We start from the raw sequence: 26959 nt of genomic DNA, 5'->3' as shown, positions 1-26959 counted from the left end.
TTGTTTGATTGGTTTTATTATGGCAGAGGGCTTGCAGAAAGAATGTAAACCGTGATACAATGCTGTCAAAAGGCGGAAAGGCGTGGCGACAAAAATGACAGAGCAGCGGGAAACCACCCCCTGGGCGTCTCTGGCTCAGGGACAGTCCCCCAGGACCTACGCCCCGGGGCAGCTCATCTACCTCCAGGGCACCGAGGCGGACAACTTTTATTACCTTCTCTCCGGCAGCGCCCGGAGCTACATCAGCTCGGAGACGGGGGACGAGCGGGTGCTCACCACCCACCGCTCGGGGGATCTAATGGGTGAGGCGGCCTTTTTCGACGGCTGTCCCCGAGTGTCCTCCGCTGTGGCCGTCACCGAATGCAAGGTGGTCTCCATCGACCGGGAGCGGCTGGACCGGGTCCTCCGGGCCCACCCGGAGCTGGCCCTCCCCATGCTCCAGTACCTGGCCCGGACTGTCCGCCTGCTCTCCGACCACGTAGACGGCATGTCCTTTCGTCCGGCGGACCAGCGGGTGGCCCGGTATCTTCTTTCCATCCCACCAGAAGCCGGCGGGGCTCTGCGCTGCACCCATGAGGAGATCGGTGCCGCCGTTGGGGTGAGCCGGGTGACCGTGAGCCGGGTACTGGGGGAATTTACCCGGAAGGGCTGGATCAAGACCGGATACCGTGCCCTCTATGTCACTAATGACGCCGCTCTCCGGGCCTTTGCCTTTACCGATTGACTGTCGTTTTCCTCTTGACAATCGGCCGTTCTTGTTTTAATCTGTATAGAGGAAAAACTGTGCTGTGCACAGTACAGACTGAAACGATTGGAGACTTGGACCATGAATAGAATCAAGACCATCGAGACCCGCGACCTCTGCAAGAGCGTGACCACCGGCGGCTGCGGCGAGTGCCAGACCTCTTGCCAGTCCGCCTGTAAGACCAGCTGCGGCGTGGCCAACCAGCCCTGCGAGAACAACGAGCAGTAAGCAGACGTCAAACCTGAGTGCCGCCTTGCAGTGAGGCGGCACTTTTTTTGCCGTGGGCCGGTCTGAGGCTCCGTTTCCAAGCGACAATCATCCTGTGGAGGGATCAAGATTTATGGTACATCAATACAAGCTGGACGGCTACAACATCGTCCTGGACACCTGCAGTGGTTCGGTCCATCTGGTGGACGAGGTGGCGTATGACATCATCGCCCTCTACCCCGACCACACCCCCGACGAGATCTGCCGGCGCATCCTGGCCGACTATCCTGACCGCCCCGACGTCACCGAGGAGGAGGTCCGCACCTGCATCGACGACGTGACGGCGCTGAAGGAGGAGCACAAGCTCTTCACCCCCGACACCTACGCCCCCATGGCCGCCGACTACAAGAACCACTCCAACGTTATCAAGGCCCTGTGTCTCCATGTGGCCCACACCTGCAACCTGAGCTGCTCCTACTGCTTCGCCAGCCAGGGCAAATACCAGGGCGAGCGGGCCCTCATGTCCTTTGAGGTGGGCAAGCAGGCCCTGGACTTCCTGGTGGCCCACTCCGGCACCCGCCGGAACCTGGAGGTGGACTTCTTCGGCGGTGAGCCCCTGATGAACTGGCAGGTGGTGAAGGACCTGGTGGCCTATGCCCGGAGCCTGGAGCCCATCCACAACAAAAACTTCCGGTTCACCCTCACCACCAACGGTGTGCTCCTGAACGACGAGGTCATCGACTTCTGCAACAAGGAAATGCACAACGTGGTCCTCTCCTTGGATGGCCGCAAAGAGGTCCACGACCGGTTCCGGAAGGACTATGCCGGCAACGGCAGCTACGACACCATCGTGCCCAAGTTCCAGCACTTCGTGGAGCGGCGGGGCGACAAGAGCTACTATATCCGGGGCACCTACACCCACTACAACACCGACTTCGTCAACGATATCCTCCACATGGCTGACCTGGGCTTCACTGAGCTGAGCATGGAGCCGGTGGTGTGCGCTCCCGACGACCCCTGCGCCCTCACCCAAGAGGACCTGCCCGTGCTCTTTGAGCAGTATGAGACCCTGGCCCGGGAGATGCTCCGCCGCCAGCGGGAGGGCCGTCCCTTCACCTTCTACCACTACATTCTGGACCTGAAGCACGGCCCCTGCATCTACAAGCGCATCTCCGGCTGCGGCAGCGGCACCGAGTACATGGCCGTTACCCCCTGGGGCGAGCTCTTCCCTTGCCACCAGTTCGTGGGCGACCCCAAGTACTCCCTGGGCAACATCTGGGACGGGGTGACCAACACCGCCGTTCAGGACGAGTTCCGCAGCTGCAACGCCTACGCCCGGCCCGAGTGCGCCGACTGCTGGGCCCGGCTCTACTGCTCCGGCGGCTGCGCCGCCAATAGCTACCACGCCTCCGGCAGCATCCGGGGCATCTACCCCTACGGCTGCGAGCTCTTCAAGAAGCGGATGGAGTGCGCCATCATGCTCCAGGTGGCCCAGAGTCAGGACGCCCAGGCATGAACACCCCCATCTGTGACTTCGTGGGCAGCTATGCCGCCGCCCACCCCGCCCGGCTTCACATGCCCGGCCACAAGGGAAGGGGCTCCCTGGGCTGTGAGGCCCTGGACATCACCGAGGTGACCGGCGCCGACGACCTCTCCCACCCGGAGGGCATCATCCTGGAGAGCGAAAACAATGCCTCCACCCTTTTCGGTACCCGCCATACCTTTTACAGTGCCGGCGGCTCCTCGCAGTGCGTGAAGGCCATGCTCCACTTGGCCCTCCTCCACCGGGCTCCGGGTGCTGCCCGGACGGTATTGGCCGGCCGAAACGCCCACAAGGCCTTTCTCCATGCCTGCGCCCTTTTGGACCTGGAGCCCCAGTGGCTCCTTCCCGAGGGGAAGAGCCCCATGTGTGCCTGTCCCCTCTCCCCTGCCGGTCTGGACCGGGTGCTAGCGGAGCAGCCTGCACCCCCTCTGGCAGTATACGTTACCTCCCCCGACTACCTGGGGGGCATGTTAGACATCGCCGGCCTGGCTGAGGTTTGCCACCGCCACGGCGTCCCCCTGCTGGTGGACAACGCCCACGGGGCCTATCTCCGCTTTCTCTCCCCCTCCCGCCATCCCATAGACCTGGGGGCCGACCTGTGCTGTGACTCCGCCCACAAGACCCTGCCGGTGCTCACCGGAGGCGCCTACCTTCACGTCTCCCCCACTGCCCTGGCCCCCTATGAGCACGAGGCCCGGCAGGCCATGGCCCTCTTTGGGTCCTCCAGCCCTTCCTATCTCATTCTCCAGTCCCTGGATGCCTGCAACCGCCGTCTGGCGGACGGCTATAGTGCTCAGCTGGAGCTGACGGTTCGGCGGCTGGATGAGCTGAAAGCCAAACTGGTTGCTCAGGAGGTGCCGGTGCGTGCCGGTGAGCCCCTGAAGCTGGTGGTGGACGGCTGGGCTGCTGGTATCTCCGGCTACGAGCTGGCGGATCTGCTGCGCCGGAACGGTGTGGAGCCGGAGTACGCCGACCCCGACGAGGTCGTGCTTATGTACTCCGCCGATGTCTTGAAGTCTGATTTTCAGAGAGTGGAGGCAGCTTTTTCTGGCTTCCGTCCCAGTGTGGGGCGGACCCCTGCTGCTCTCCCCGCTCCCGGTGAGCGGGTGCTCTCCCCCAGAGCGGCTATGCTGTCGCCTTGGGAGGAGGTCCTTGTACGGGAAGCTGCAGGCCGAATCTGCGCTGGAGCAGCGGTATCCTGCCCCCCGGCTATCCCCATCGCCGTCAGCGGCGAGCGCATCACGGCGGAGGCTGCCGACCTCATGGCAGAGCTGGGTTTCGAGGCAGTCTCTGTGGTACGAGAAGCTATATAATATGAAAAAATGCCGCGGACCAGCCGGTCCGCGGCATTTTTTACAGGATGATACAGATGAGTCCGCCGGAACCCTCGTTGATGATGCGCTGGAGGGTCTCCTGAAGCTTGCTCCGGGCATCCTCCGGCATCCGCTTGAGCTTGGTGTTCAGATCCTCGCTGACCAGCTCGTGGAAGGAGCGGCCAAAGATGTTGGATTGCCAGATGGCTTTGGTGTCACCCTCGAACTCTTGGAGCAGATAGTGGACCATCTCTTCAGACTGCTTCTCATTGCCCACGATGGGCGAGACCTCGGTTTCGATGTCGGCCCGGATCATATGGATGGAGGGGGCGGAGGCCTTGAGGCGGACCCCGTACCTCCCCCCCTGCCGGACGATCTCCGGCTCTTCCAGCTTGAGCTCGTCAGTGGTGGGCACCACGATGCCATAGCCGGTCTCCTTCACTTCACGGAGGGCGTCGGCCACCTTGTCGTAGGAGTGTTTGACCTCCGCGAGCTGGGTGAGCAGGCCCATGAGGTCGCCGTCGTCCTGGATGGAGAAGCCGGACTGGGCGGACAGGGTCTCATAAAAGAGGCTGCGGGGCAGCTCCAGGTCGGCGGAGGCCAGGCCGGTTCCCAGCTCCACCGAGGTGACTTGGGCCCGGCTCACCCCTTCACTGCTGCCAATGGCGGAGATCACACCGTCTACGTCACGAATGCGCCGGAGCCCGCCGGCCTGCTCCCGGATGGCGGCGTAGAGACCGCTCTTGATGGGATGGTCCCCCGGCAAGGCGTCCACCCAGGCGGGAAGGTTCAAATCCAGCTCTCGGAGGGGGAATTCGAAGAGCACCGCCCGGATAATGTCCGTCACATCGGCTTGACTTAGTTCAAGGCAGTTTACTGCCATACAGGTCACGTCGTACCGGCCTGCGATGTCGTTCCGGATGGCCTTGGCCCGCTCAGAGTTGGGGAAGGCCGAGTTGAGGAGGACCAGGAAAGGCTTGCCCAGCTCCTTGAGCTCGGTGATGACCCGCTCCTCCGCCTCTAGGTAGTCCTCCCTCTGAATATCGGTGACGCTGCCATCGGTGGTCACCACCACGGCGATGGTGGAGTGCTCCGAGATTACCTTTCGGGTCCCGATCTCCGCTGCCTCCGTCATGGGAATGGGGTGGTCAAACCAGGGGGTAGTCACCATCCGGGGTTGGTCGTCCTCGGTCTGACCCACAGCGCCGGGCACCATATAGCCCACGCAGTCCACCAGCCGCACCGACATGCGGGTGCCGCCCTCCATGGTGAGCTCCACCGCCTCCTCGGGGACGAACTTTGGCTCGGCGGTCATTACCGTCCGGCCGGAGCCGCTCTGGGGCAGCTCATCCCGGGCCCGCTCCTTGCGGTAGACGTTTTCGATGTTGGGCAGCACCAACGTCTCCATGAACCGCTTGATGAAGGTGGATTTGCCCGTCCGCACCGGACCCACCACGCCGATATAGATGTCGCCCTCGGTACGCCGGGCGATGTCCTCATAGATGTTCCGATCTTCCAATGGAGACGCCTCCTTTTACCGCTTCTTGGGGATGAGCAGGACCCGCCCCGCCGTGAGGGCGTCCTCTCCCAGGCTGTTGGCCTGGACGATGTCCTCCATGGTGGTGCCGTAGGCCTTGGCGATGTCCCAGAGCCGCTCCCCCTCCTCCACGGCACGCAGCACGATGGAGGGACGGGCGGCAGGGTCCCGGGGCGCGTCCTCCTCCAGTCGGACCTGGGCCACACCGGTAGCCTGCCGCGGCATCAGAGATAGATATCGAAACTCCAGTGGACAGCGCAGCTCTACGCCGCCTCCCGCTGGGGCCGCCGCTCCTTCACCGGAACAGACGCAGCGGCAGTTACAAATCGCACCGGCGGGAAGTTCCACCGGACACGCTGCGGAGATGGTACGGGTGACCGCCTCCAGTATCCCCTCTTCGGAGAGATAGACCACTGTGGCCGAAAGCTCCGCCTTCAGCCGCCCCTGCTCCCCGTCACGTTCCGCCTCCACCTGTCCCACATGGATATGGACGTCACAGACCTCCCGCACCGGGGACGCCGTTTCCAGCAGCTCCCGGGCGGTAATCCGCCGCTCCCCATGCTCCAGCAGCCGGGCCAGTGTATAGTTCCGGCTCTGGACCGTCAGGTCGTAGGCGGTGCTGTAGATGTCGGCCAAAAGGGTCACCTGACGCTCCTCCCGGACCACTGCCTGAGCCAGCATGCCCAGGGCCACCGACATCATCCGGCCCTCATCACCGTCCAGGGTGCAGTCGATCCCGGTTAGGACCACCGACAAGGTACAGTCGGCCTCCTCCCCCACACCGCTCACCTCCATGATCTGGGAGAAGGGCAGGGTGAAGTCGGCGCCACACAGCCCGCCGCCGGGCTCCCGGTACACCAGCCGCAGTCCGGCCTCGCCCTTAAAGATGAGCTTATTGCCGATGAGCTTGGACTCTCCGCACACTAGATCTACCCGGCTTTTCAGGATCTCCGCCGCCGGTGGCCGGGTGGCGGACAGGCTCAGGTCGTCCGAAAATGTAAAGGATTTCTCCTCTACGCCCACGATAAAACAGGCGGTCTGAGGTTCCTCCAGGGTCTGGACGCCGTTTTGCTCCTGTCCGTCCACACCATCGCAGAAACTGGCGGTTTGGGAGGCATAGGCCTGAACTGCCATGGCCAGGCTCACACGCACCAGGACCTTCCTTGGGTTAAGGCTCCGGGCGTCCGCCCACATCACCCGGGGCTCTACCGACAATCGGCACTGTCGGGTGAGCCCCAGTGCCTCGGCGGTACAGGTGAAGGGGATGCTGACGGTGATCCGCCGCACCCCCTCACCGCTCTCCGCTTCATAGAGAACGGCGCATCGGGCCGTCCCAGTCACCTCCGCTTTACCCTCCTGGGCCTCCTTGGTCCCCAGACACACCGCCGCCTCCGTGTCCACGATGCGCAGGATGTCCGGACAGGCGTCTGGAACGATGCTCTCCAGGGTCTCCTCCTGGAAGAGCGTGGTATCCAATACGGTATCGTAGCAGTTGAGTTGGGTGGTATTCAGTTCCAGCTCCATAGCGTTCCTCTCCTTGTAGCGTTTCTACAGGGAGCATATGTACAAGGTTTCCGGGCTATGCCATTTTTTCAGCGCAAGCCGAAAAGAGCCTTCAACACACCCCTGAGGTACTTGGGGGATCGCACCACGACGATCTTCATAGAAAAACGCCTCCTTCCACGTAGACCGGCACCGCTGTTACCAGTATACGCAGAAGGAGGCGTGATGTGTGTCTCAGCCTTTTCCGTGCTTTTCCAGCTCCCATTCCCGCAGGTCCTTGACCTGCTCCCACAATCTGACGTAGCTGGCATGTCGGCTGGGCATGATTTTCCCTTCCTTTAGGGCGGCGAGCACTGCACAGCCCTTTTCCTTTACATGTGAGCAACCCACGAACTGACATTCACCCAGATAGGGGCGGAACTCCCGAAAGGCCTGCTCAAGTTCCTCCTTCCGAAGCAGCTCCATACGTTCCGTGTCAAAGGAGGAAAAGCCGGGGGTATCGGCCACCACGGCGTCCGCCCCCAGGCGGTAGAGCTCCACATGCCGGGTAGTATGGCGACCGCGACCTAGCTTTTCACTGACCTCTCCCACCTGGAGATGGAAGCCGGGAGAGAGGGCATTGAGGATGCTGGATTTGCCCACGCCAGAATTCCCTGTAAAGGCAGATACCTTTCCAGATATTGAAGCTCTAAGCCTATCAATGCCTTCCCCTGTGGCGGCGCTGACCCGTACAGTGGGAAAGCCGGCAGCGGTATAGATCTCATAGAGCTCATCTGCAGGTGCCAAATCACACTTGTTAATACAGACCAGGCAGTCGCAGAAATTCTTGCTGTCGGCGATGGCGGTCACCCGGTCGATGAGGAAGGGGTCGGTGACCGGGATAGCCCCGGAGGCGATGATGACCAGTTGGTCAATATTAGCCACAGCGGGCCGCTGAAACTCATTTTTCCGGGGCAGGATCTCATCCAGGGCCCCGGTGCCCTCAGGGAGGCGGGTGAATCTCACCCGATCCCCTACCAGGGGGGTAATTTTCTGATGGCGGAATTTGCCTCTTGCCCGGCAAGAGATCAGCTCTCCGCTGCCGTCATCCACATAGTAGAAGGCGCTGAGGGCTTTGCGAATCATACCGGTCTCCTGGCTCATCCCGCCTTCACTTCCCCGGTATCAAAGTCGATCTCGATACTGTGATCCTTTTCTCCATTGATATAGATATCATATTTCTGCTTCCCTTTTCCGGTGATATTAAAAACAACGGTTTGGACCATCAAGGGAACCTGCTTGGTCTGGTCGTAGCCGGAGCCATTGATCCGCACAGTGACGATCTCGTCTGGATCACCATCCGGAAGTGTGACGGAGTACTGCTTTGTCTTCACGTCCGGATCCACGCTGGGTGTAGGCGATTCACTGGGAGTCGGCTCTTCCGGAGCCGGACTCTCTACATTGGGCTGTTCTTCAGTGGTACCGGAGCCATTGCTCACCTGAAGCGTAACGGTTTCTCCCTCACCCACCTGGGCACCGGTGGGAATGCTTTGAATGAGCACCGTATCCTTAGGCTTGTCGCTATCGATATAGACAGCTTTTACTACCAGCCCCAAGCCATTCTCCCCTTCTAGGAGATCCTTGGCCTTATCAAGGGTCATCCCCTCAACCGTGAGCATGGTACGCTGGACCACCTTGGGACCCTGGCTGACGATAATCTCCACCATGGTATCAGGCTGAATGGCGCTGTCGGCCAGAGGTACTGTACGGATAACATAGTTCTCGGTGATCTCGTCAGAAGTCTCATATGTCATTGTGATGTTGGCCTTGGAAATCCCTAGATCCAAAAGGGCCTGCTGGGCCTCCAGATAATCCTTGTTCACCAGGTTGGGCATATAAATGGGCTCTTCACCGGCGCTGGTCAACACCGTGATGATAAGGTCCTCACCAGAAACCTGCTGCTTCGCATCAGGCTCCTGAGAAACAATCTTACCTGGTTCTAGGCTGCTGGACACCGATCCGCCCTCCACAATCTCGAAGATCCCCTGGACCTTTGGGTCGGCCATGGCCTCCTCCACCGTCATACCATAGAGATTAGGGACAGTGTGGCGGTCGTCAGACTGGAAGCTGTTGCTAAAGAAAACCACCCACAGTAATACGCCGATCCCAATAATGAAGACCAGGATAGAGGCTACGGCCAGGGGGACCGACATGTTGGCTTTCTGCCGTTTTCTGGGGTGCTCAGAAGAAGATGCACGTTCCCCGCGCTCTGCCTCCTCCCGATTCCGCCGACGCATGGAGCCGGTCTCACCGCTCCTGCGTCGACTCCCTGTTCCAATAACCTGGGTAGGCTCATCAGTCACGTCCGGCGTGGCAAAGAGCTTGGCCGGGTCATACTCCAAATCGATGCTGGGGTCCTTCCGGAACTCTTCCAGATCATAGAGCATGTCGTCGGCATTGCGGTAACGGTTCTCCACCTTAGGCGCCATAGCCTTCATAGTGATGGCCTCCAGGGCCTCCGGAATGTCAGGATTGAGTTCCCGGGGCGCCAGAGGAATTGAGTTGATGTGCTGGATGGCTACCGATACCGGGGTGTCCCCTTCAAAGGGCAACCGACCGGTGAGCATTTCATAGAGCACCACGCCGGCGGAATAGATGTCGCTGCGACCGTCGATACGGCTCCCTCTAGCCTGCTCGGGAGAGATATAGTGGACAGACCCCAGGGCCTCCTGCGTCAGGGTGCTCTGGGCGGCAGAGGCTAGCCGGGCGATGCCGAAATCGGTGACCTTGATGCTCCCATCCCGGAGAACCATAATATTCTGTGGCTTTATGTCCCGGTGAATGATACCCCGCCCGTGGGCATGGGACAAGGCCTTCATAATCTGGGTGATAAAATGAAGGGATTCCTTCCAACTCAGGGGGCCTCCCTTCCGCTGCATATACTGCTTGAGGGTAATGCCGTCAATGAGCTCCATAACGATGTATTCCACCTGCTCAGAGCGGCTTACATCGTACACCGCCATGATATTGGGGTGAGAGAGCATGGCTACGGCCTGGGACTCATCATGAAACCGGCGACGGAACTCAGCATCCTTCGCCAGATCATCCTTGAGGATCTTGATCGCCACCAGTCGGTTGAGCCGGTGGTCACGTCCCTTGAACACCACCGCCATACCGCCGGTACCGATCCGCTCCAGGATCTCATATCGGTTGTCCAGCAATTTCCCTATGTATTGATCCATAATGGGGGTATCCTCCTTGTCACATCTGAAGCAGGACCGCAGTTACGTTGTCCGGTGCACCTCTGGACAGTGCGATGTCCAGCAGCCTCCGGCAGCAGTCCTCCGCAGGGCCGCCGTGGAGGACCTCATAGAGTAGTTCCTGATCGGAGACCATGTTGCTCAATCCGTCAGAGCATAGGAGCAAAGCATCACCCGGCTCCATCGGCTGCCGGAAGAGATCGGCTCGGAGCTTGGATTCTGCTCCCAGAGCCCGAGTGATTAGATTTTTCTGCGGGTGCTGTCTGGCCTGTTCCGGCGTAATCTGCCCCCGGGCCACCAGATCTTCCACCACGGAATGATCCCGTGTCACCCGTGAAATACCCTCCGGCCGCACCAGGTAGCACCGGCTGTCGCCGATGTTCAGAATGTATGCCTGATTCCCGATGACCAGCGCGGCCACCATGGTGGTACCCATGCCACGACAGTCAGCGTCAATATTGGCGCGAAAATGGACGGCGCCGTTGGCCTGCTCAGCTGCAAAGTGGAGGAGAGCCTCCGGCTCGTTCCGCCATTGCTCCGGCGGCTGAGCCTTGGCCGTCGCCAAAAAGGTCTCCACCGCCAGCTGACTGGCCACATTGCCCGCCTTGGCACCACCCATACCGTCGCAGACGATACCCAGCGCCATGTCTTCTGCCAGGAGCTCAATGTGGTAGTCATCCTGGTTTTGCTGTCGGACTATGCCCACATCGGTAATGCCCCATATGTTCATATCGAATCAGTCCTTTCGCCAATCCAGCTAGCCCTTATGCGTTGGCGACTCAGCTGCCTCGCCCATGGCCTTTCGCCGGAGCTGACCGCAGGAGGCGTCAATATCGCCTCCTAGCTTTCTGCGCACTGTTACGGTGATACCCTGGCGTTCCAGGCGGCGCTGGAACTCCGCCACACGGCGGCTGGGCTTCAGCGGGCTCTCCTTAACCTCGTTGAGGGGGATGAGATTCACATGTCCTGGCGTCCCCTTCAAATGATGTGCCAGGAGGTCTGCCTGTGCATCGCTGTCGTTGACCCCGTCGATCATGGCGTACTCATAAGAGATACGCCGGCCCGTAGTCTCAAAATACCGGCGGCAGGTGTCGAAGAGCTTCCCCACTCCAATCCCCCGATTCACCGGCATGATCTTACTCCGGGTTTCGTCATCTGGTGCGTGGAGGGAAACCGATAGAGTTAATTGTAAACGATGCTCCGCCAGTTTGTCAATTTTCTCCGTGAGGCCACAGGTGGACAGGGAGATATGACGCATACCAATGTTGAGCCCATCCGGGTGATTCACCAACTCCAGGAAGCGCAGCACGGTATCAAAATTATCCAGCGGCTCACCGATACCCATAAGGACAATATTGGATATGGGTACGCCCGCGTCAAGTTGGGTGAACAAAACCTGATCGATCATCTCGGAAGGCGTTAAGTCTCTTACCTTGCCACCCAACGTGGAGGCACAAAAAGCACAACCCATCCGGCACCCCACCTGGGAGGAGATACATACAGTATTCCCATGGTGGTAGCGCATCAAAACCGTCTCAATACAATTTCCATCCAGGAGCCGCCAGAGGTATTTGATGGTACCGTCCTGGGCGGAAACCTGTTTGCGGGCCACCTCCGGGCGAGTGATGACACACTGATCCCTTAGCCGCTCTCGCAAAGACTTGGATAGGTTGGTCATCTCGTCAAAGGAGGTCGCCCCCCGGTGGAGCCAAGTAAAGATCTGCTTGGCCCTAAAACCGGGTTCCCCCTGCTCCTTGAGCCATACGCCCAGCTCCTCCTGGGTCATAGATTTGATGTCAATCATGTCATGCTCCCCCACCGCCTTTTCGGCGGCATCAGTCCGTATTTTGAGGCGGGCAGGTGTCCTCTACCCTCCTCCTGAGCTTTGCAAAGAAAAAACCATCAGTGCCGTGCCGCTGGGGCCACAGGGTGACCATGCCCTCCGGCACCTCTCCCACCGGCCCCGGGAGGGCAAAGCCCTCCAAGGTGTACTCGGGATGGCGCTCCAGGAAGGTAATCACAATGTCCTCGTTCTCAACTGTCTGTAAAGTACATGTGCAGTACAGCAAGACGCCCCCAGGCTTTACGTAGGTGGAGACATTTTCTAAAATGGCCGCCTGCACGACAGGAAGCCCAGACAAAGGCGCCGGGTCCTTATAGCGGATATCCGGCTTCTTCCGAATAATACCCAGGCCGGAGCAGGGCACATCGGCTATCACCAGGTCGAAAGTCTCCTCCCACTCGGCACGGTGAGCCTTTCCGTCCTGAACAGTAGAGGTGAGGCAAGTGATCCCCAGCCGCTTGGCACCGGCATCGATCAGCGTTTTCTTATGGGCATGGATATCACAGGAGACCAGTTTCCCCTGATCCTCCATCGCAATGGCGACGGCAAAGGACTTGCCACCGGGGGCGGCACAGGCATCCAGCACTGCCATTCCGGGCTTTGGCTCCGCCGCTAGCACCGCCAGCCGGGCACCGGCATCTTGGATGTAAATGCGCCCCTCCCGGAATGCCGTAAGATTCTCCAGATCGCCGCCGCCGGTGAGGGTCAGGCAGTCGGGCAGCCAGGGGTGGAGCTCCGCTTGGGCGCCCTCCTCCCGCAGAGAGACCAGCACCTCCTCTGTATTTCCCCGAAGACGGTTGACCTGGGCCACCGTGGGCGGCTCACCGTTGTCCAGGGCCAGAAGGCGCTCTGCTTCCACCGGGCCCAGCGCCTCCAAAAAGGTCTTTACCAACCACTCAGGGTGGCTGTACCGCACGGAGAGGTAGGAGACCGGGTCCTCCTCCGGGATAGTGGGCAGGCGGTCGATGTTCCGGGCCATGGAGCGGAGGATGCCGTTCACCAGGCCCGGGCTTCTGGAATTCTTGCTGTGCCGCTTCACCAGGTCCACCGACTCGTTGACGGCGGCGCTCACCGGCACCCGGGTGAGGAAGGCCATCTGATAGGCTCCCAGCCGCAAGGCGTTGAGGACCTTGTTTTCCATCCGCTCCGGCTTCACCGTAGAGAATTTCCCGATATAAAAGTCCAGCAGCAGCCGGTTCTGGAGCACACCAAAGCACAGCCGGGTGGCCAGTGCGGCGTCCCGGCTGTCCAGGCCGGCGGTCCGGATATTCTTTTTCAGCGACAGATCCGACCAGGCACCCTGCCGATCACAGGCGGACAGGGTCAGCAGCGCCACCTCCCGGGCATTGCCGGCCATAGGATCACTCCCTCTCTCCTACTCTTTACAGTTTTTCGCCCGCTGTGAGGGGATGGCCGCGGAGAAAGTCCGCCGCCGCCATCCGCTTTTTCCCATCAGGCTGTAGCTCTTTGATCCGCAGCAGGGTTCCGCCGCCGCAGGCCATGACGATACCTGTCTTCCCCGCCTCCGCGACTGTGCCGGGAGCCAGATCCCTTGTACCGTCAATAATGTCAGTTAAAAATACTTTACATCTGATGCCGCCGAATTCGGCTGTGGCACAGGGCCAGGGCAACAACCCGCGAACCTGGTTATGGAGGGCCTGCGCTCTTTTGGACCAGTCCATGGGGGAAAGCTCCCGGCTGAGCATGGGAGCGTAGGTGGAGGACTCAGCGTTCTGCGGTGTCCGGGGGGCCTTCCCCCTGGCCAGCAGGTCCACTGCCTCCACCAGCAGCTTTCCGCCCAGCTCCGCCAGGCGGGCAAAGAGCTCGGGCGCCGTCTCATCGGGGCCAATGGCGGTCTCGCCCTGGAGGATCATGTCGCCGGCATCTAACTCTGGCGCCATGTGCATAATGGTGACGCCCGTGGTCTTGTCCCCGTTGAGGATGGCCCAGTTAATAGGCGCCGCTCCACGGTACTTGGGCAGCAACGAGGAGTGGACATTGATACATCCATAGGCGGGATAGTCCAGAATGTCGGCGGGCAGGATGCGACCGTAGGCCGCCACCACGATGAACTCCGGTGCCAGATCCCGGATATAGCCCATGGCCTCCCCGTCCTTCATCTTCAGAGGCTGGAATACTGGGACATCATGTGCAATGGCATATTCCTTTACAGGGCTTGACTGGAGCTTCATTCCCCGGTTTTTAGGCTTGTCGGGCTGGGTGAAGACACCGCACACTTCGTGACCGGCCTCCAGGAGGGCAGCCAGAGAGGCCACGGCGAAATCAGGGGTGCCCATGAAGAGGATGCGCACGGTCAGTCCTCCTCCTCGTACATCTCATCCAGCTCCTTCTGGGTGTAGAGCCGGTCGGTGAGCTCCGTGAAAATATGGCCCTCCAGGTGGTCCAGCTCATGGCAGAAGCAGCGGGCCACGATGGCCTCCCCCTCCGTCTCAAACCAGTTGCCGTTCCGGTCCTGGGCTTTGACCCGGACCTTCATGGGCCGCTCCACGGTGCCCCACTTGCCGGGGACGCTGAGGCAACCCTCCCAGCCGGCCTGGATCTCCTCGGAGCGCCAGATAATCTCCGGGTTCACCAGCTCCAGCAGCTGCTCCTGGGCGTCCACCACGATGACGCACCGGCGCAGGATGCCCACCTGGGGGGCGGCCAGACCGGCACCGCCGGCATCGGCCAGGGTCTCTTTGAGGTCATCCAGTAGGTCCCAAAGCCGCTGGTCAAAGTTGGTGACCGGGCGGCAGACCTTGTGGAGTGCGGGGTCCTTATCGGTCAGGATCTTTCTCAGTGCCATAGTTGTATCCTCCTAATCGTATGGGTTCACATCGGCAACCACCGAAACGCCCCGGATTTCACGGTCATCGGCGGCGACTTGGAGCAAGCCGGCGATGAGTTGCCGGACCTCCCTGGTGTTTTGGCAGAGCAGGGTAAGTCGATAGCGGTAGCGGTTGTTCACCTTGGCCACTGCCGCCGGAGCGGGCCCCATCAAGCGCGGTCGCGTATCATAGTCACTCCAGGCCTCTGCCCAGCTCTCTAGGCTGCGGCGGAGCTTTTGGCATTTTCGGAGTACGGCGGACTCGTCGGTACCCGAGGCGGTGAGGACAAAGACGTCCCGAAAGGGCGGGTAATCCATGAGCCGCCGCAGGTCGATCTCCTGGGCATAGAAACGGTCGTAGTCCTGGACGGCGGCGCAGCGGATCACGTCGTTGTCCGGCGTATAGGTCTGGATCACCGCCCGGCCGGTCTTTTCTCCCCGGCCAGCCCGGCCCACCACCTGGGTGAGGAGGGAAAAGGTCCGCTCTGAGGCCCGAAAGCTGTCCACGTACAGGGCCAAATCGGCGGCCACCACTCCTACCAGGGTCACATTCTCGAAGTCCAGGCCCTTGGCCACCATCTGGGTGCCCACCAGAATGGGCACCTTTTTTCTCTGGAAGCGGTCCAGCAGCTTCTGGTGTCCATCGGCAGCCGATACGGTGTCGGCGTCCATCCGGAGGATCTCCACCCCTGGGAAGAGCTCCTCCAGCTCGCTCTGGACCTTCTGAGTCCCAGCGCCGATGAAGTTCAGGGTGCCGCCGCATACCGGGCAGGCCTCCGGCAGGGGCTCGGAGTGGCCGCAGTAGTGGCACATGAGCCGGTGATTGGCCGAGTGGTAGGTAAGGTGGACCGAACACCTGGGGCACACCGGTACCTCGCCGCACTCTCCGCAGGAGACCATGCGGCTGGCCCCACGGCGGTTGAGGAACAGGATGGACTGCTCCCCACGCTCCAGGTTGGCCTCCAGCTCCCGGCGCAGGAGGGAACCGATGCTGGTCCCATTGCCGGCGCGGAGCTCCTCCTTCATGTCTGCAATATAGACGGCGGGCAGGGCCCGCTCATTGTAGCGTTTGGTCAGGGTCACCAGATGGTAGACCCCGGTCCTGGCCAGATACATGGTCTCCACCGACGGGGTGGCCGACCCCAGTACCAACAGCCCTCCCGTTTTGGCGCAGCGGTATTTGGCTATCTCACGGGTGTGATACCGGGGGGTATTTTCCGACTTGTAGCTCCCCTCCTGCTCCTCATCCAGAATGATGAGGCCCAGGTTCTCCAGAGGGGCAAAGACGGCGGAGCGGGTGCCCAGGGCCACCCGAGCCAGGCCGGAGCGCAGGCGCTTCCACTCATCGTAGCGCTCCCCGGCCCGGAGAGAGCTGTGGAGCACGGCCACGTCGCTTCCAAAGTGGGCGGTGAAGATCCTCAGGAGCTGCGGGGTGAGGGCGATCTCGGGAACCAGGACCATGGCGGTCTTCCCACGGTCTAGCGCCGCCCGGATGAGGCGGAGATAGACCTGGGTTTTTCCGCTGCCCGTTACGCCATAGAGAAGGGCCACAGCGGGCTCCGGGGACCGGCACAGGCCGTCCAGAATCTGAAAGGCGGCCTCCTGCTGCGAACTGAGCACCGGTGGAGGTGCTGTGGGGCTATCTGCCTCCTTGTGTCCTCCCCGAAAAACTTCCCGCTCCTCCAGTATGACCAGTCCACTTTTGACCAGAGACTTGATGGTGGGGCCGGAGGCGCCGGTGAAATAGCAGATTTCCTTGACGCTGGCGCTGCCCACGGTGCTTAGGAGCTCCACCACGGCGTACCGCAGGGGGGCACTCCGGCGCCTGGGGGTCACCTGGGCCATGGCCTCCTCCGCCGGCACGGCCAGGGAGGCCACTTTTTCCCGTTTGTCCCCCACCCCCCGCTGGGCGCTGGTCTCCAGGGTGAGCACGCCCTGCTCGGTGAGCAGCTTCAAGGCGGGGGCGGGATCTGCAGTACCCAGAGCGGCATGGATCTGCCCCAGCTCAGCGGAACCGCCGCAGGCCCAGATGAGATCCAGGATCTGCGCAGCCCGACGGGAACGCCCAGCCGCGGCATAAGAGGCATCTCGGTCCACGCCAGAGGCGATCTGATAGCTGTCCCGGATGGAGAACCACAGTCCCGCTGGCAGCATGGCCCGGGCGGCGTCATACACAGTGCAGAAATATCGCTCCCGCATCCACAGACACAGCTTCAGGCTCTGTCCGTCCAGCACGGGGGCGTCATCCAGAACGGCAAAAACCTCTTTGAGACGTTTTCCCTCCAGCTGCTCGCCGGACAGGGCCAGTACGATACCCTCAGTACGCTTATTTCCCCGACCGAAGGACACCAGCACCCGGACACCGGGTACTACCCGGCCCTCCAGCTCTGTGGGAACCAGATAGTCGTAGGGCCTGTCGATGGCGTAGGCGGCCGCCGCCAGGGCTATTTTTGCGATGACCGCCCCATCCACCGCTCCTCTCTCCTTTCGTCACAGAAAAGGCAAGCGCCGGGGGCTGTTCGCCCGTCCGGCACTTCCATCACGCCAGGGGATGTGTCCGTACCCCCGGACACAAGTCAAGCCTGGGGCTGAGGGGGCAGACTCAGGTCCACCTTGCCCTCCGCGATCTCACGAATCGCGATGCTCACGGGCTTATCGTTGAGCGGATAGCCGCCCTCTTCAGCATCGGCGGCAATCTGACGGGCCCGGTGGGCCACCACATTCACAAGTTGATAACGGCTGGGCACCTGCGCAAGCAGGTCCTTCATAGCGGGATAGAGCATCATAACAGATCCAACTCCTTTGTTTACTGCATAGAATATCCGGAACCGCGTCCGGTATGGACACTGGGCGGAAGATCCTCAGATCCCCTCCACCAGGTGCATGCGATTTCTGGTCCGGCAGTCCTCTGCCGTCAGGATGGAAATGATCTCCGCCGCGGCGTCAGAAACCTTATCATTGACCACCAGGTAGTCATAATTGGGGATCTGAGTATATTCCTCCTGGGCCTTGGTGAGCCGACCGGCGATGACCTCCTCGCTGTCGGTATTGCGTCCCCGCAGACGGCGGGAGAGCTCCTCAAAAGAGGGCGGGATAATAAAGATGAGCACCGCCTCGGGACATTTGGCCCGGACCTTGGCTGCCCCCTGGACCTCAATGTCCAGCAGTACGTCGATCCCGGCGGCCAGCTTTTCCTGGATGACCTTCAGAGAGGTGCCGTAATAGTTTCCCACGTACTCTGCGTACTCAAGAAGCTCTCCACGGGAAATCATGCCCTCAAACTCCGCACGATCCACAAAGTTATAATTGACACCGTTGGCCTCACCCACCCTGGGCTTCCGAGTGGTGAATGAAACGGAAAAATAGATGTCCTGCCGCTGGCCGAGCAGCTCAGCGATCACCGTACTCTTACCCACGCCGGATGGGCCGGACAGGACAATCAGCTCGCCGTGTGTCTTTTTCTTGAGTGCCATCAGTCCTCTGCCTCCTCTTCCTCGTCCTCCGCCGCCGGCTCACCGCCGGCAAAACGCCCGGACACCTTCTCCGGCTGGATAGCCGAGAGTACGATGTGGTCGCTGTCCATGACCAGAACCGCTCTGGTCCGCCGGCCAAAGGTGGCGTCGATGAGTACGCCCCGCTCCCTGGCCTCCTGGACCATGCGCTTGATGGGGGCGGACTCCGGACTCACCACCGCGATGAGCCGGCTTGCTGAGACCATATTGCCAAAGCCGATATTGATGAGCTTCATGCTGCCGCTTCCTCTCACTCGATGTTCTGGACCTGCTCCCGGATCTTTTCGATCTCCGCCTTGATATCGATGACATGGCGGGCGATCTCCAGGTCATTGCACTTGGAGCCAATGGTATTGGCTTCCCGGTTGAACTCCTGGATGAGGAAGTCCAGCTTACGGCCAATGGGGCCACCCTGGCTCAGCATAGTCCGGAGCTGGGAGAGATGGCTACGCAGGCGGACAGTCTCCTCATCCACTGCCACCTTGTCGGCAAAGATGGCCGCCTCAGTGAGAATGCGGCTCTCGTCCAGCTGCTGATTCTGGAGGACTTCACGCATTTTGGCCTCCAGACGGGCCCGATACTCCGCTACCGTTTTGGGGCTCTGCTCCTCCACCTGTCCGGTGAGGGCCTCGATGGTATCGGCCCGGGAGAGGATGTCGGCGGAGAGCCGCTCCCCTTCCCGCTCCCGCATGACAGCAAAGTCAGCCAGAGCCTGGTCCAGCACCGCACAGATATCAGCAGCGGCCTCCTCCACATTCTCCGGCGCCTTCTCCGTCTGGAGCACATCGGGGAACCGGGCCATCAGGGCAAGGTCGGGCAGACCCAAGAGTTGATAGGTGTCTTTGAGCTCCTTCAGCGCCGCCACATAGCCGGCTGCCACCGGATGGTTCACCTTTACGGTGACCGCATCGGCTCCTGCACTGTCCATGGTGACAAAGACGTCTACTTTTCCCCGGGAAATGGCGTTCTGGACGCGGCTTTTCATGGCGTCCTCGGCAAAGATATAGGCTCTGGGCATCTTGATGTTGCAGTCCAGGTACCGGTTGTTCACCGACCGGACCTCCACCACGATGGAGCGGCCGTGGAGCACGGCCTCCCCCCTACCATAGCCAGTCATACTGCGGACCAAGGGTGGTCTCCCCTTTCTTCTCTCTTCTATTGTTCCAATCAGCCACCGCGGCCCCGGCGCATAGGCCAGTCCACCCGGGCGACGTAAAAAGCGATGAGCTTACTGAACCCGTAGTCATAAACCAGGAATACCACGTTCCCAGCCGGATAGAGCAGCCAGCCCAGCTTCTCCGCCTGTGGCATGCCCCACAGGAAGACGCCTCGGAACCCAAACCACAGTATGGTGAGGGCGACGTTGAAAAAGGCCAGCTTCACCACCAGCTCCAAGGGCAACCGCCGCAAGCGCTCAGCCACCCATTTCACCAGTGGATAGAGGCCGAAAAAGATCAGGTAAAGCAGCCCGCAGCCCTTACTAGGCAGCAGGATCAGGGCCAGAACCGAGGTGCCCGCCCAGCACAGCCCTCCTGCCGCCGGACTGGCGGAGATAACGGCGGCGGCCGGCATCAGTCCGGCTACAGCCACCAGCCCGATCCGGCCCCAGGGCGCCACGGCAGCCGCCCACAGCACCACCAGGGAGAGGGCCGTCAGCATGGCCGCCAGGGCCAGCTTTCCGGCATACGGTGTCCGTCCTCGCATCAGTTTCCGCACCCGCCGCACAGGCAGTTGAGACACAGAAGGGTGGTACAGCAATCACAGGAATCCATTCCTCCGGTGGTGTAACCGTAGGGACGGTAGGACTGTCCGCCCTGCCGCATCATGTTGTAGGCCTGACGGTACTCCAGATTGCCTGGGTCCATATTGCACGCCATTTGATACTGCTGCATGGCCTCGTCCAACCAACCCTTCCGGTAGGCGATGGAGCCCATGAGGAAGTGCCACTCGGCATCCTGTCCAGGCACCGACTGGAGCAGCTGTTCCGCCTGGGCCAGGTTGCCCAGATTGATGGCCTGCCGGGCGCGGGCGTACACCGAGGAACCACCGGACTGGCTTTGCCGCTGGTAACCACTCTGCTGCTGGTAAGCGCTCTGATATCCGCCGCCGCCCCGACCGGAACGCTGCTTCGTGATGGCGTCGTAGGCCTCATTGATAGCCTTCATCTTCTCCTCGGCCAAATCGGCCAGCGGGTTATTCTGATAGTTGTCCGGATGATACTTTCGGGCCAACTCCCGGTAGGCCCGCTTGATCTCCTCGTCGCTGGCATCCGGGCTGACGCCCAGCACGCTGTAAGGATCGTTCATAGCTTGTTCTCCCTGTTTTCTTTCTTGCGCCGTCGCCACTGTCCGGTGAAGACGGCCTCCTCCACCATGGGAAGTCCCAGGCACAGAATATTCATGATGATGCCGTTCCATGGACCGGTATCTATAAGGTTGCAGGCAGACACCGCTAGGTTCAGCGAGTGCCGCAGCGTCAGGAGGACCTCCTCCCGGTGTGCCTCTGGCCCATCCGGGAAACGCAGGAGCAACGGATTGTAGCTTCCCGATTTCCGGTCTTCATCCAGGTCATCCCAGGCATCCACTAGATAGATCCAGCGGCCCACGTGGTAGAGCATCTGGCCCAGAGCCCGGTCCCGGACCTCCTCACCGGTAGCTGGAGCCGCCGCTGCCAAAATACGGGCGAAGGTGTCTGCTGTCCGGTCCAGGGAAGAGGACTTGTCCTTCTCCAGCATGTGGAGTTCCTCCAGGCAGGCCACTGTCTGCCGGTCAAAGTCCGGCCGCCTCAGAGCGGCCTTCCGATAGGCCGGACGAAGCAATAGGCTCAGCAATCGAGCAGGCAGTCCCCGGAAAAATCCCCGGTCAGCTACACTGTCACGCAGCTTCCAATAAGTGAGGATGATACTTTCATCAGCCGCCGTATCCAGTCCAGGTCGGGATGGGCAGACCTGTTTTCCCCAAAGGGGACAGGCCACACACCGCCGCCGCTCCAGTCCTACCGTCTCGCCCGGCTGGGCTAAAACCATGGCCAGAAAAGCGAAGTCGTAATTGAGAAGCAGCCTTGGAAAAAAGCCGTACCGCCGACCCAGAGTGTGACACAGGCCGCAATAAATCCCCTGGTATGCGTCCAGTTCCCGGACTTTTAGTTCCCCCTTGAGAGGGACTACATAGCCGAACATCAGCCCTCTTTGCGAGCCACGATGCGGAACTGAAGGGACTTGCGACGCTTTACCCTGCGATCCAAGGCGATGATGAGCAGCACGCTGACGGCGAAGGCGGCAGCGCCAGCCAGGATGCACCAGCCCTGAGTGAGACCAAAGGCCTGAGCCACCAGATAGCCGGCTACCAACAACACCATGGGTACCAGATAGACAAAGGCAATGATACCCATGAGCTGGGAATTCTCCGTCTCCACCACCACCAGCTCACCCACCTTGGCATCCACGGTGTTTTCAGCCAGAGCGGTGACTGTGGGTTGGGCCGCCGTCATGCAGCCGCCACACTCAGAGCAGTTATGGGCGCATGCGCCCTGCCGGATCACCGCTACCTCGGCGGTGCCGTTTGGAAAGGTCTGTTTGATCTGCGCAGTTTGTGTCATAACGAAAGACTCTCCTATTGTGACTGGATATTGACCACGACGATGTACCCGTTGCTGCCGGGACTGACCACACCGCAGCGGCTGTCACCATCCAAGTAAATCTTAGGCGTGAAGGGGAACTGAGCTTGCCGCAGGTTCTGACCCTCCAGATCCACCACCACCCGGATTTGATAGCCCTCCACGGTATCCAGCGCATCGGCAGGACCTCTGACCTTCACCTGGAGGGACTGGGTCACTGCATCAGCAGTAAATCCTTCCGGCGTGTTGATGATATCAATATTGGAAGTTTCCACCGTTTTGGTTTCCAAGCCGCGGATGGTAACGGTAACTGTGGCCTGGGTAATGCCACTGTCATTACTCAATTCCGGCGTGAGTTCAATGGGGAATACAAATTCCTGCTGATCCTGAACCACCTGGGATAGGTCGATTTTGCCAATGGTGATGGTCTTGCCCTCCAGGTAAGATACGTCGACTTCGTCGCCAGAAACCTGGATGGTGGAGGGCTGGATATCCACCGTCACGTAACGTTCAAAGTTATCCTCGGTGATACCGCCGCCATAGACGTACTCCACGCTCAGCGGGACTTCCATAGTTTTGACCACCGGCATGACCACGCTCACCGTATTCACGTTGGTGGTAAGATCATCGTCGTCTACCACCTCACCGTCAGCGGTCATGAGCTGGAATCCCAACTCACCAGTATAGGTCTTAGTGAGATTGTCGCCCGTAATGGTGACCTGGGCGTACTCCACCTGATTAACCAAGGACTCGGGCCCCTGGACCTTGATGGTACCCGGCGTGACCTCCACTGGGTTGGCCCGGTAGTTATTGTCCTCATCCACCGTGCCCTTAAAGACACCCCTGACCTCTACCGTCTTGGACATGAGTCGGGTAACCGTGACCTGGATGGTCTTACCCTCCTGATCCATCACCCGCACCCCAGTAGATGTGAGTGAAGTAAATTCCGGGGTGATGGTACAGCTGAGATCATAGGTCCCGGGTTCGGTGATCTCGGCCACATTGATGGTGGCACTGAAATATTCGCTTGGATTAGAGGCCATGCTTACCAGCAGGCTTCGATTTCCGCTGACCCGAGCGCTGACAGTGAGTTTGGTATTGGGGTCGATCATCAAGCCCTTGGCGTTCAGGGCCTCCTCCCCCACCACCGTCACTGGAATACTGCGCACGGTGGATTCACCCACGTCGGTCACACTGGCTGTCACATAGGCCCACAGTCCCAGAGCGATGAGGATGGACAGGATGATATTGAAGATTTTACTTTCCGTGAACTTCTTCCCCATCGTTTTTGTCACCTTTTTTCGACTTGAATAGGGCGGAGAACTTATTGGAAGAACCGGAGGTGTCCTCCTTGGGCAGCAACTCGTTACGCAGCAGCCGTTCCAGGGTCTCCGGAGCCAGATGCCGCTTGAGCATTCCATTGACGGCCACGGAGATGGAGCCGGTTTCCTCCGAGACAATGGCCACCACGGCATCGGAATTCTCACTCATGCCGATACCAGCCCGATGGCGCATACCAAGGTCCCGGGACAAATTGGTATTTCCGGACAAAGGAAGCACACAGCCCGCGCCCACAATATGCCCGTTCCGGACGATGACAGCGCCGTCATGGAGGGGCGCCTTGTTCCAAAAGAGGTTTTTGAGAAGCTCTGCTGCTACAGTTGAGTCCAAGGCAGTACCTGTCTTAATAATGTCATCTAGAGGCACTTTGCGCTCAAAGACCATCAGAGCACCTACTTTATCCCGAGAGAGAGAAGCATAGGCCTGGACGGTCTGCGAGATCGCCTCCTCCACCTCCGGGGGGGCCTCCTCCCTGCTGAACATGTCGCCCAGGGTAGTACTGCCCAGCTGCTCCAAAAATCGGCGGATCTCCGGCTGGAACACGACAATGAGCGCCAGCATTCCCATCGCCACCATATGGGAGAGGAAGAAATTGATGACACGCAGCTGAAGCACCGAGGACACCACAAGAGCAGCCAACAGCAACAGAATAGCCTTGGCTACCTGTGCTGCCCGACTCCGTCGGACCATCATGAGCACCCGGTAAATAATCACCGAAATGATGGTCACATCCACGATATCGAATATGGAAATGTTAAAGGTCAGGATGTAATGATACACCCTCTGAAAGATGTCCGTCATTTCCATTATCTCCCATATATAAAAATGGCCCAGGGTCGGGCACAATAACCTCCCGCCCATTTCAAATATTATACTGTATCCACCGGCAAATGGCAAGGACTCCACCTATTAAATTTCCCTGAACTTCTCTCAAAAATGGACGAAAAAAAGCGTGCGAGGGCGCGCGGCGGAGAAACCGCGGTCCTCGCACGGCGGGACATGTTCAGCGTGCCCGGAGTCGGCTCACTGCCCGGACAAGGGCGGAGACCTCTCCGGGTGTATTGAAAGCGGAAAAACTGGCCCGTACTGTCCCCGTCTCCAGGGTGCCCGCAGTGCGGTGGGCCAGAGGGGCACAGTGGAGGCCGGACCGGACGGCGATTCCCTGCTTGGCAAGCCGGGCTCCCACCTCCTCGCAGTCCATGCCCTCCACCCGGAAGGAAACCACGCCCGCCTGATGAGCCAGCCGGGGCGCGGCGTAGACAGTGACTCCTTCCAAATGCGTCAGTGCATGGGCACATTGGGCGGCCAGGCGACGCTCGTGCGTCAGGATGTGTGCTGGACCTTTGCGTGCTACGAACCGCAATCCTTCCAGCAGCCCAGCGGCACCTGGGACGTTGTGGGTGCCCGGTTCCAGCCGGTCGGGCAGGAAATCAGGCATCTCCTGGAGCATGGAGAGGGACCCGGTTCCCCCTTCTATCAAAGGCCGTCCCGGTTGTGCACACAGCAGAAGTCCAGTACCCTGGGGCCCATAGAGGCCCTTGTGACCCGGCATGGCGATAAAGGCGGCTCCCAACTCCTCGAGGGAAACGGGCAGCGTACCGGCAGACTGGGAGGCGTCCAGGATGAACGGAATCCTCTGCTCACGGCACAGAGCGGCGATCGCTTCCACCGGCAGCACGTATCCGAAGACATTGGAGACATGGGTGCAGATGACGCAGGATACCTCTGGAGTCAGTAGTGCCTGGAACCGCTCAACCATGGCCTCCGGCTGAAACAGCGGAGCATCGGCCACCTTCACCGTCATATTGGCGATGGCGGCCAGTGGGCGTGTGACAGCGTTGTGCTCATACCCAGAAATGAGTACCGTATCTCCTGGAGCAACCAAAGTCTTGATGGCCAGATTGAGGCCGTGAGTGGCGTTCATGGTGAGCACTACTTGGTCTGGCTCCGGTACGTGAAAAAGCCGGGCGGCGGTCTCCCGGCAGGTGAAAATGGTATCAGCCGCCGCCATAGCGGCGGGATAGCCGCCCCGACCAGGACTGGCCATACGGCTCATGGCACTGGCCGCCGCTCTGGCCACCGCCGGCGGCTTTTGAAGGGTGGTGGCAGCGGAGTCCAGATAGATCATGGCCCCACCTGGCGGTAGCTGCCGTCCGACTCCGCGATATAGATCCCCTTGGGCCGCAGCTCCGCCCGGTTGAGCAGCACCAGGGCCTGGGCCAGCCGGCGCTCCGACACCTTCACCGCGTACCCGCAGCCCTCCCCTACAATGGATTTGGGCGCCCGAAGGACCACTCCAGTGATTCCGCCCCGCTCCAGCACGGCCGCCGTCCGCTGGGCATAGGTCAGCGAGCGACAGACGATGAGATAATAGACCATAGGCATTACGCTCCTCTCTGGGGCATTCTATGTCTGCCAGCCCTCAGAGGACACCAGACAAAAGGACCGGAGCCCTCTGTCATAAGGCTCCGGTCCCTTGTCTCTTTATATCCGCTCTAACAGGGTCACGGCATGGGCTGCCATGCCCTGTCCGGTGCCGGTGAAGCCCAGTCCTTCCTCGGTGGTAGCCTTCACATTCACCTGCTCCTGAGGCACCCCCATATGGAGGGCCAGGTTCTGCCTCATCTGGGGGATATGTCCGGCCAGCTTGGGTCGCTGGGCCACGATGGTGGCGTCCACGTTACCCACCTGCCAGCCCTCCTTCCGAAGGCAGTCGCACACCCGGTCCAGCAACACCAGGCTGGAGATCCCGGCAAAGGCCGGGTCATTGTCAGGGAAAAGCTTTCCGATGTCTCCCAACCCCGCCGCACCCAGCAAAGCATCCATCACCGCGTGGGTGAGAACATCAGCATCGGAGTGCCCTAACAGTCCCTCCTCCCACGGAATATCCACCCCGCCAAGGATGAGCCTACGTCCTGCTGTCAGTCGGTGGACATCATAGCCGTGCCCAATCCGCAGCTCTGCCACTACGCTTCGCCCCTTCCCATCAAAATGCCCAACCCCAGGTCTAGGTCCGTGGGGGTGGTTAGCTTCAAATTGGCCCGGTCTCCTTTGGTGAGGAAGATCCGCATGCCCAGGCGTTCCACAGCGGCACAGTCGTCAGTGAGGGTGACACCATCCTCCTCCGCCTTCTGGAGGGCTGCCTTCAGAAGAGATGACTCGAAGACTTGGGGTGTTTGAATGGCGAAGAGGGTCTCTCGGTCAAGGGTCTCCTCCACCACACCGTCTTTTGCACGCTTGACTGTATCGGTCACCGGCACTGCTGGCGCCGCCGCACCACACTCCGCCGCCTTCCGAATGACCTCTTCCAGCAGCTCCTGGGTGACAAAGGGCCGGGCACCATCGTGGACGGCGATGAGTTCAGCCTCCGGGCTGGCCGACCGGATACCGGCTAGTACCGACAGGGTACGGGTAGCGCCTCCGGTCACCACCTTGGTGACCTTCTCCAGGCCAAAATCCCGGCACAGGCGGCTTACCGGTACCACTAGGTCCTCACGGGTCACTACCACAATCTCATGGATCAAGACACAGGCCTCCAAAGCCTGGAGGGTCCGAACCAGTACCGGACGGTCTCCCAGCTCCAAAAGCATTTTATCCTGACCCTCCATGCGGGTGGAGGAGCCGGCGGCAGGTACCACAGCGGTGCAGAACGGCGCAGCCGGACGTCGCTTCCGCAATGAGCCAAAGATAGGCATGATGGGAACACTCCTTTCCAGTGGGGCGATGAGTCTCCT

At 60.5% G+C, this 26959-nt stretch carries 28 protein-coding genes; 4 read left to right on the top strand and 24 right to left on the bottom strand.

What is annotated here, in order from left to right; translation table 11 throughout:
* Positions 1-82 precede the first annotated feature (82 nt).
* From ACTNBK_RS03560 to ACTNBK_RS03545, 4 genes are all read left to right on the top strand, one after another.
* Positions 83-724 (top strand): Crp/Fnr family transcriptional regulator, encoded by a 642-nt coding sequence (locus tag ACTNBK_RS03560; RefSeq protein ID WP_441143673.1) that lies wholly within the window; start codon positions 83-85, stop codon positions 722-724.
* A gap of 102 nt (positions 725-826) precedes the next feature.
* On the top strand, positions 827-973 hold the full coding sequence (gene scfA / locus ACTNBK_RS03555; protein WP_130850054.1) for a six-cysteine ranthipeptide SCIFF: 147 nt from the start codon (positions 827-829) through the stop codon (positions 971-973).
* Between the two features lie 112 nt (positions 974-1085).
* Positions 1086-2468, top strand: a complete 1383-nt coding sequence (gene scfB / locus ACTNBK_RS03550) for a thioether cross-link-forming SCIFF peptide maturase (protein ID WP_441143671.1) — start codon at positions 1086-1088, stop codon at positions 2466-2468.
* Complete coding sequence (locus ACTNBK_RS03545) at positions 2465-3808, top strand: amino acid decarboxylase (protein ID WP_441143669.1); 1344 nt, start codon at positions 2465-2467, stop codon at positions 3806-3808. The genes scfB and ACTNBK_RS03545 overlap by 4 nt, the downstream gene beginning before the upstream one ends.
* Positions 3809-3848: 40 nt before the next feature.
* Here the strand turns inward: ACTNBK_RS03545 and spoIVA are convergent, their stop codons facing one another.
* The 24 genes from spoIVA to ispD all read right to left on the bottom strand — a co-directional run bounded on the left by spoIVA (position 3849) and on the right by ispD (position 26920).
* Positions 3849-5327 carry a stage IV sporulation protein A gene (gene spoIVA, locus ACTNBK_RS03540; RefSeq protein WP_441143667.1) on the bottom strand — a complete coding sequence of 493 codons (1479 nt, stop codon included), beginning with the start codon at positions 5325-5327 and terminating at the stop codon, positions 3849-3851.
* Between the two features lie 15 nt (positions 5328-5342).
* Positions 5343-6869 carry a DUF3794 and LysM peptidoglycan-binding domain-containing protein gene (locus tag ACTNBK_RS03535; RefSeq protein WP_441143666.1) on the bottom strand — a complete coding sequence of 509 codons (1527 nt, stop codon included), beginning with the start codon at positions 6867-6869 and terminating at the stop codon, positions 5343-5345.
* A 213-nt stretch (positions 6870-7082) separates the two neighbouring features.
* Positions 7083-7973, bottom strand: coding sequence for a ribosome small subunit-dependent GTPase A (gene rsgA / locus ACTNBK_RS03530; RefSeq protein WP_441143664.1), 891 nt, complete (start codon positions 7971-7973; stop codon positions 7083-7085).
* 14 nt (positions 7974-7987) lie between these two features.
* Positions 7988-10069 carry a Stk1 family PASTA domain-containing Ser/Thr kinase gene (gene pknB, locus ACTNBK_RS03525; RefSeq protein WP_441143662.1) on the bottom strand — a complete coding sequence of 694 codons (2082 nt, stop codon included), beginning with the start codon at positions 10067-10069 and terminating at the stop codon, positions 7988-7990.
* A gap of 19 nt (positions 10070-10088) precedes the next feature.
* Positions 10089-10817, bottom strand: a complete 729-nt coding sequence (locus ACTNBK_RS03520) for a Stp1/IreP family PP2C-type Ser/Thr phosphatase (protein ID WP_441143660.1) — start codon at positions 10815-10817, stop codon at positions 10089-10091.
* 27 nt (positions 10818-10844) lie between these two features.
* Entirely contained in the window at positions 10845-11891 is a 1047-nt protein-coding gene (rlmN, locus tag ACTNBK_RS03515; RefSeq protein WP_441143658.1) for a 23S rRNA (adenine(2503)-C(2))-methyltransferase RlmN, read from the bottom strand.
* A gap of 31 nt (positions 11892-11922) precedes the next feature.
* Positions 11923-13287 carry a 16S rRNA (cytosine(967)-C(5))-methyltransferase RsmB gene (gene rsmB / locus ACTNBK_RS03510; protein WP_441143656.1) on the bottom strand — a complete coding sequence of 455 codons (1365 nt, stop codon included), beginning with the start codon at positions 13285-13287 and terminating at the stop codon, positions 11923-11925.
* 25 nt (positions 13288-13312) lie between these two features.
* A complete protein-coding gene (gene fmt / locus ACTNBK_RS03505; protein ID WP_441143654.1) occupies positions 13313-14242 on the bottom strand; it encodes a methionyl-tRNA formyltransferase in 930 nt (309 codons plus the stop codon).
* 2 nt (positions 14243-14244) lie between these two features.
* Positions 14245-14736, bottom strand: a complete 492-nt coding sequence (def, locus tag ACTNBK_RS03500; RefSeq protein WP_441143652.1) for a peptide deformylase — start codon at positions 14734-14736, stop codon at positions 14245-14247.
* A gap of 12 nt (positions 14737-14748) precedes the next feature.
* The gene (gene priA, locus ACTNBK_RS03495; protein ID WP_441143650.1) at positions 14749-17229 is read right to left on the bottom strand and encodes a replication restart helicase PriA; all 2481 of its coding nucleotides are present in this window, start codon (positions 17227-17229) and stop codon (positions 14749-14751) included.
* A 104-nt stretch (positions 17230-17333) separates the two neighbouring features.
* Positions 17334-17543: a DNA-directed RNA polymerase subunit omega gene (gene rpoZ / locus ACTNBK_RS03490; protein ID WP_204738544.1), complete on the bottom strand. Its 210-nt coding sequence runs from the start codon at positions 17541-17543 to the stop codon at positions 17334-17336.
* A 75-nt stretch (positions 17544-17618) separates the two neighbouring features.
* A complete protein-coding gene (gene gmk / locus ACTNBK_RS03485) occupies positions 17619-18230 on the bottom strand; it encodes a guanylate kinase (RefSeq protein WP_441143647.1) in 612 nt (203 codons plus the stop codon).
* The gene (remA, locus tag ACTNBK_RS03480) at positions 18230-18505 is read right to left on the bottom strand and encodes an extracellular matrix/biofilm regulator RemA (RefSeq protein ID WP_441143645.1); all 276 of its coding nucleotides are present in this window, start codon (positions 18503-18505) and stop codon (positions 18230-18232) included. Before remA ends, gmk begins: the two co-directional genes overlap by 1 nt.
* A 14-nt stretch (positions 18506-18519) precedes the next feature.
* Positions 18520-19398: a YicC/YloC family endoribonuclease gene (locus tag ACTNBK_RS03475; RefSeq protein ID WP_441143643.1), complete on the bottom strand. Its 879-nt coding sequence runs from the start codon at positions 19396-19398 to the stop codon at positions 18520-18522.
* A gap of 38 nt (positions 19399-19436) precedes the next feature.
* A complete protein-coding gene (locus ACTNBK_RS03470; RefSeq protein WP_441143641.1) occupies positions 19437-19973 on the bottom strand; it encodes a hypothetical protein in 537 nt (178 codons plus the stop codon).
* Entirely contained in the window at positions 19973-20575 is a 603-nt protein-coding gene (locus ACTNBK_RS03465) for a J domain-containing protein (RefSeq protein WP_441143639.1), read from the bottom strand. The genes ACTNBK_RS03470 and ACTNBK_RS03465 overlap by 1 nt, the downstream gene beginning before the upstream one ends.
* A complete protein-coding gene (locus ACTNBK_RS03460; RefSeq protein ID WP_441143637.1) occupies positions 20572-21447 on the bottom strand; it encodes a DUF5685 family protein in 876 nt (291 codons plus the stop codon). The genes ACTNBK_RS03465 and ACTNBK_RS03460 overlap by 4 nt, the downstream gene beginning before the upstream one ends.
* Positions 21447-21866: a SoxR reducing system RseC family protein gene (locus tag ACTNBK_RS03455; protein ID WP_294510961.1), complete on the bottom strand. Its 420-nt coding sequence runs from the start codon at positions 21864-21866 to the stop codon at positions 21447-21449. The genes ACTNBK_RS03460 and ACTNBK_RS03455 overlap by 1 nt, the downstream gene beginning before the upstream one ends.
* Positions 21867-21880: 14 nt before the next feature.
* Positions 21881-23167: a CdaR family protein gene (locus tag ACTNBK_RS03450; protein WP_441143635.1), complete on the bottom strand. Its 1287-nt coding sequence runs from the start codon at positions 23165-23167 to the stop codon at positions 21881-21883.
* The gene (gene cdaA, locus ACTNBK_RS03445; RefSeq protein WP_441143633.1) at positions 23142-24026 is read right to left on the bottom strand and encodes a diadenylate cyclase CdaA; all 885 of its coding nucleotides are present in this window, start codon (positions 24024-24026) and stop codon (positions 23142-23144) included. Before cdaA ends, ACTNBK_RS03450 begins: the two co-directional genes overlap by 26 nt.
* Before the next feature lie 202 nt (positions 24027-24228).
* Positions 24229-25353: an aminotransferase class V-fold PLP-dependent enzyme gene (locus tag ACTNBK_RS03440; protein ID WP_441143631.1), complete on the bottom strand. Its 1125-nt coding sequence runs from the start codon at positions 25351-25353 to the stop codon at positions 24229-24231.
* Positions 25350-25604 carry a DUF3343 domain-containing protein gene (locus ACTNBK_RS03435; RefSeq protein ID WP_441143629.1) on the bottom strand — a complete coding sequence of 85 codons (255 nt, stop codon included), beginning with the start codon at positions 25602-25604 and terminating at the stop codon, positions 25350-25352. Before ACTNBK_RS03435 ends, ACTNBK_RS03440 begins: the two co-directional genes overlap by 4 nt.
* 105 nt (positions 25605-25709) lie before the next feature.
* Positions 25710-26192, bottom strand: a complete 483-nt coding sequence (gene ispF / locus ACTNBK_RS03430) for a 2-C-methyl-D-erythritol 2,4-cyclodiphosphate synthase (RefSeq protein WP_441143627.1) — start codon at positions 26190-26192, stop codon at positions 25710-25712.
* Entirely contained in the window at positions 26192-26920 is a 729-nt protein-coding gene (gene ispD / locus ACTNBK_RS03425) for a 2-C-methyl-D-erythritol 4-phosphate cytidylyltransferase (protein WP_441143625.1), read from the bottom strand. Before ispD ends, ispF begins: the two co-directional genes overlap by 1 nt.
* Between the last annotated feature and the right edge of the window lie 39 nt (positions 26921-26959).

The sequence above is a fragment of the Intestinimonas sp. HCP28S3_D6 genome (assembly GCF_052065695.1).
GTDB lineage: Bacteria > Bacillota > Clostridia > Oscillospirales > Oscillospiraceae > Intestinimonas.
Note: the sequence above shows the minus strand (reverse complement) of the source record. Positions and strands in the feature narration are given on the sequence as shown.

Excerpts from the sequence above, each read along its gene's own strand:
- scfA (WP_130850054.1), top strand. The coding sequence starts at position 827 with ATGAATAGAATCAAGACCATCGAGACCCGCGACCTCTGCAAGAGCGTG.
- scfB (WP_441143671.1), top strand. The coding sequence starts at position 1,086 with ATGGTACATCAATACAAGCTGGACGGCTACAACATCGTCCTGGACACC.
- ACTNBK_RS03545 (WP_441143669.1), top strand. The coding sequence starts at position 2,465 with ATGAACACCCCCATCTGTGACTTCGTGGGCAGCTATGCCGCCGCCCAC.
- ACTNBK_RS03535 (WP_441143666.1), bottom strand. The coding sequence starts at position 6,869 with ATGGAGCTGGAACTGAATACCACCCAACTCAACTGCTACGATACCGTA.
- rsgA (WP_441143664.1), bottom strand. The coding sequence starts at position 7,973 with ATGATTCGCAAAGCCCTCAGCGCCTTCTACTATGTGGATGACGGCAGC.
- pknB (WP_441143662.1), bottom strand. The coding sequence starts at position 10,069 with ATGGATCAATACATAGGGAAATTGCTGGACAACCGATATGAGATCCTG.
- ACTNBK_RS03520 (WP_441143660.1), bottom strand. The coding sequence starts at position 10,817 with ATGAACATATGGGGCATTACCGATGTGGGCATAGTCCGACAGCAAAAC.
- rlmN (WP_441143658.1), bottom strand. The coding sequence starts at position 11,891 with ATGATTGACATCAAATCTATGACCCAGGAGGAGCTGGGCGTATGGCTC.
- rsmB (WP_441143656.1), bottom strand. The coding sequence starts at position 13,287 with ATGGCCGGCAATGCCCGGGAGGTGGCGCTGCTGACCCTGTCCGCCTGT.
- def (WP_441143652.1), bottom strand. The coding sequence starts at position 14,736 with ATGGCACTGAGAAAGATCCTGACCGATAAGGACCCCGCACTCCACAAG.
- rpoZ (WP_204738544.1), bottom strand. The coding sequence starts at position 17,543 with ATGATGCTCTATCCCGCTATGAAGGACCTGCTTGCGCAGGTGCCCAGC.
- gmk (WP_441143647.1), bottom strand. The coding sequence starts at position 18,230 with ATGGCACTCAAGAAAAAGACACACGGCGAGCTGATTGTCCTGTCCGGC.
- remA (WP_441143645.1), bottom strand. The coding sequence starts at position 18,505 with ATGAAGCTCATCAATATCGGCTTTGGCAATATGGTCTCAGCAAGCCGG.
- ACTNBK_RS03470 (WP_441143641.1), bottom strand. The coding sequence starts at position 19,973 with ATGCGAGGACGGACACCGTATGCCGGAAAGCTGGCCCTGGCGGCCATG.
- ACTNBK_RS03465 (WP_441143639.1), bottom strand. The coding sequence starts at position 20,575 with ATGAACGATCCTTACAGCGTGCTGGGCGTCAGCCCGGATGCCAGCGAC.
- ACTNBK_RS03460 (WP_441143637.1), bottom strand. The coding sequence starts at position 21,447 with ATGTTCGGCTATGTAGTCCCTCTCAAGGGGGAACTAAAAGTCCGGGAA.
- ACTNBK_RS03455 (WP_294510961.1), bottom strand. The coding sequence starts at position 21,866 with ATGACACAAACTGCGCAGATCAAACAGACCTTTCCAAACGGCACCGCC.
- ACTNBK_RS03450 (WP_441143635.1), bottom strand. The coding sequence starts at position 23,167 with ATGGGGAAGAAGTTCACGGAAAGTAAAATCTTCAATATCATCCTGTCC.
- cdaA (WP_441143633.1), bottom strand. The coding sequence starts at position 24,026 with ATGACGGACATCTTTCAGAGGGTGTATCATTACATCCTGACCTTTAAC.
- ACTNBK_RS03440 (WP_441143631.1), bottom strand. The coding sequence starts at position 25,353 with ATGATCTATCTGGACTCCGCTGCCACCACCCTTCAAAAGCCGCCGGCG.
- ACTNBK_RS03435 (WP_441143629.1), bottom strand. The coding sequence starts at position 25,604 with ATGGTCTATTATCTCATCGTCTGTCGCTCGCTGACCTATGCCCAGCGG.
- ispD (WP_441143625.1), bottom strand. The coding sequence starts at position 26,920 with ATGCCTATCTTTGGCTCATTGCGGAAGCGACGTCCGGCTGCGCCGTTC.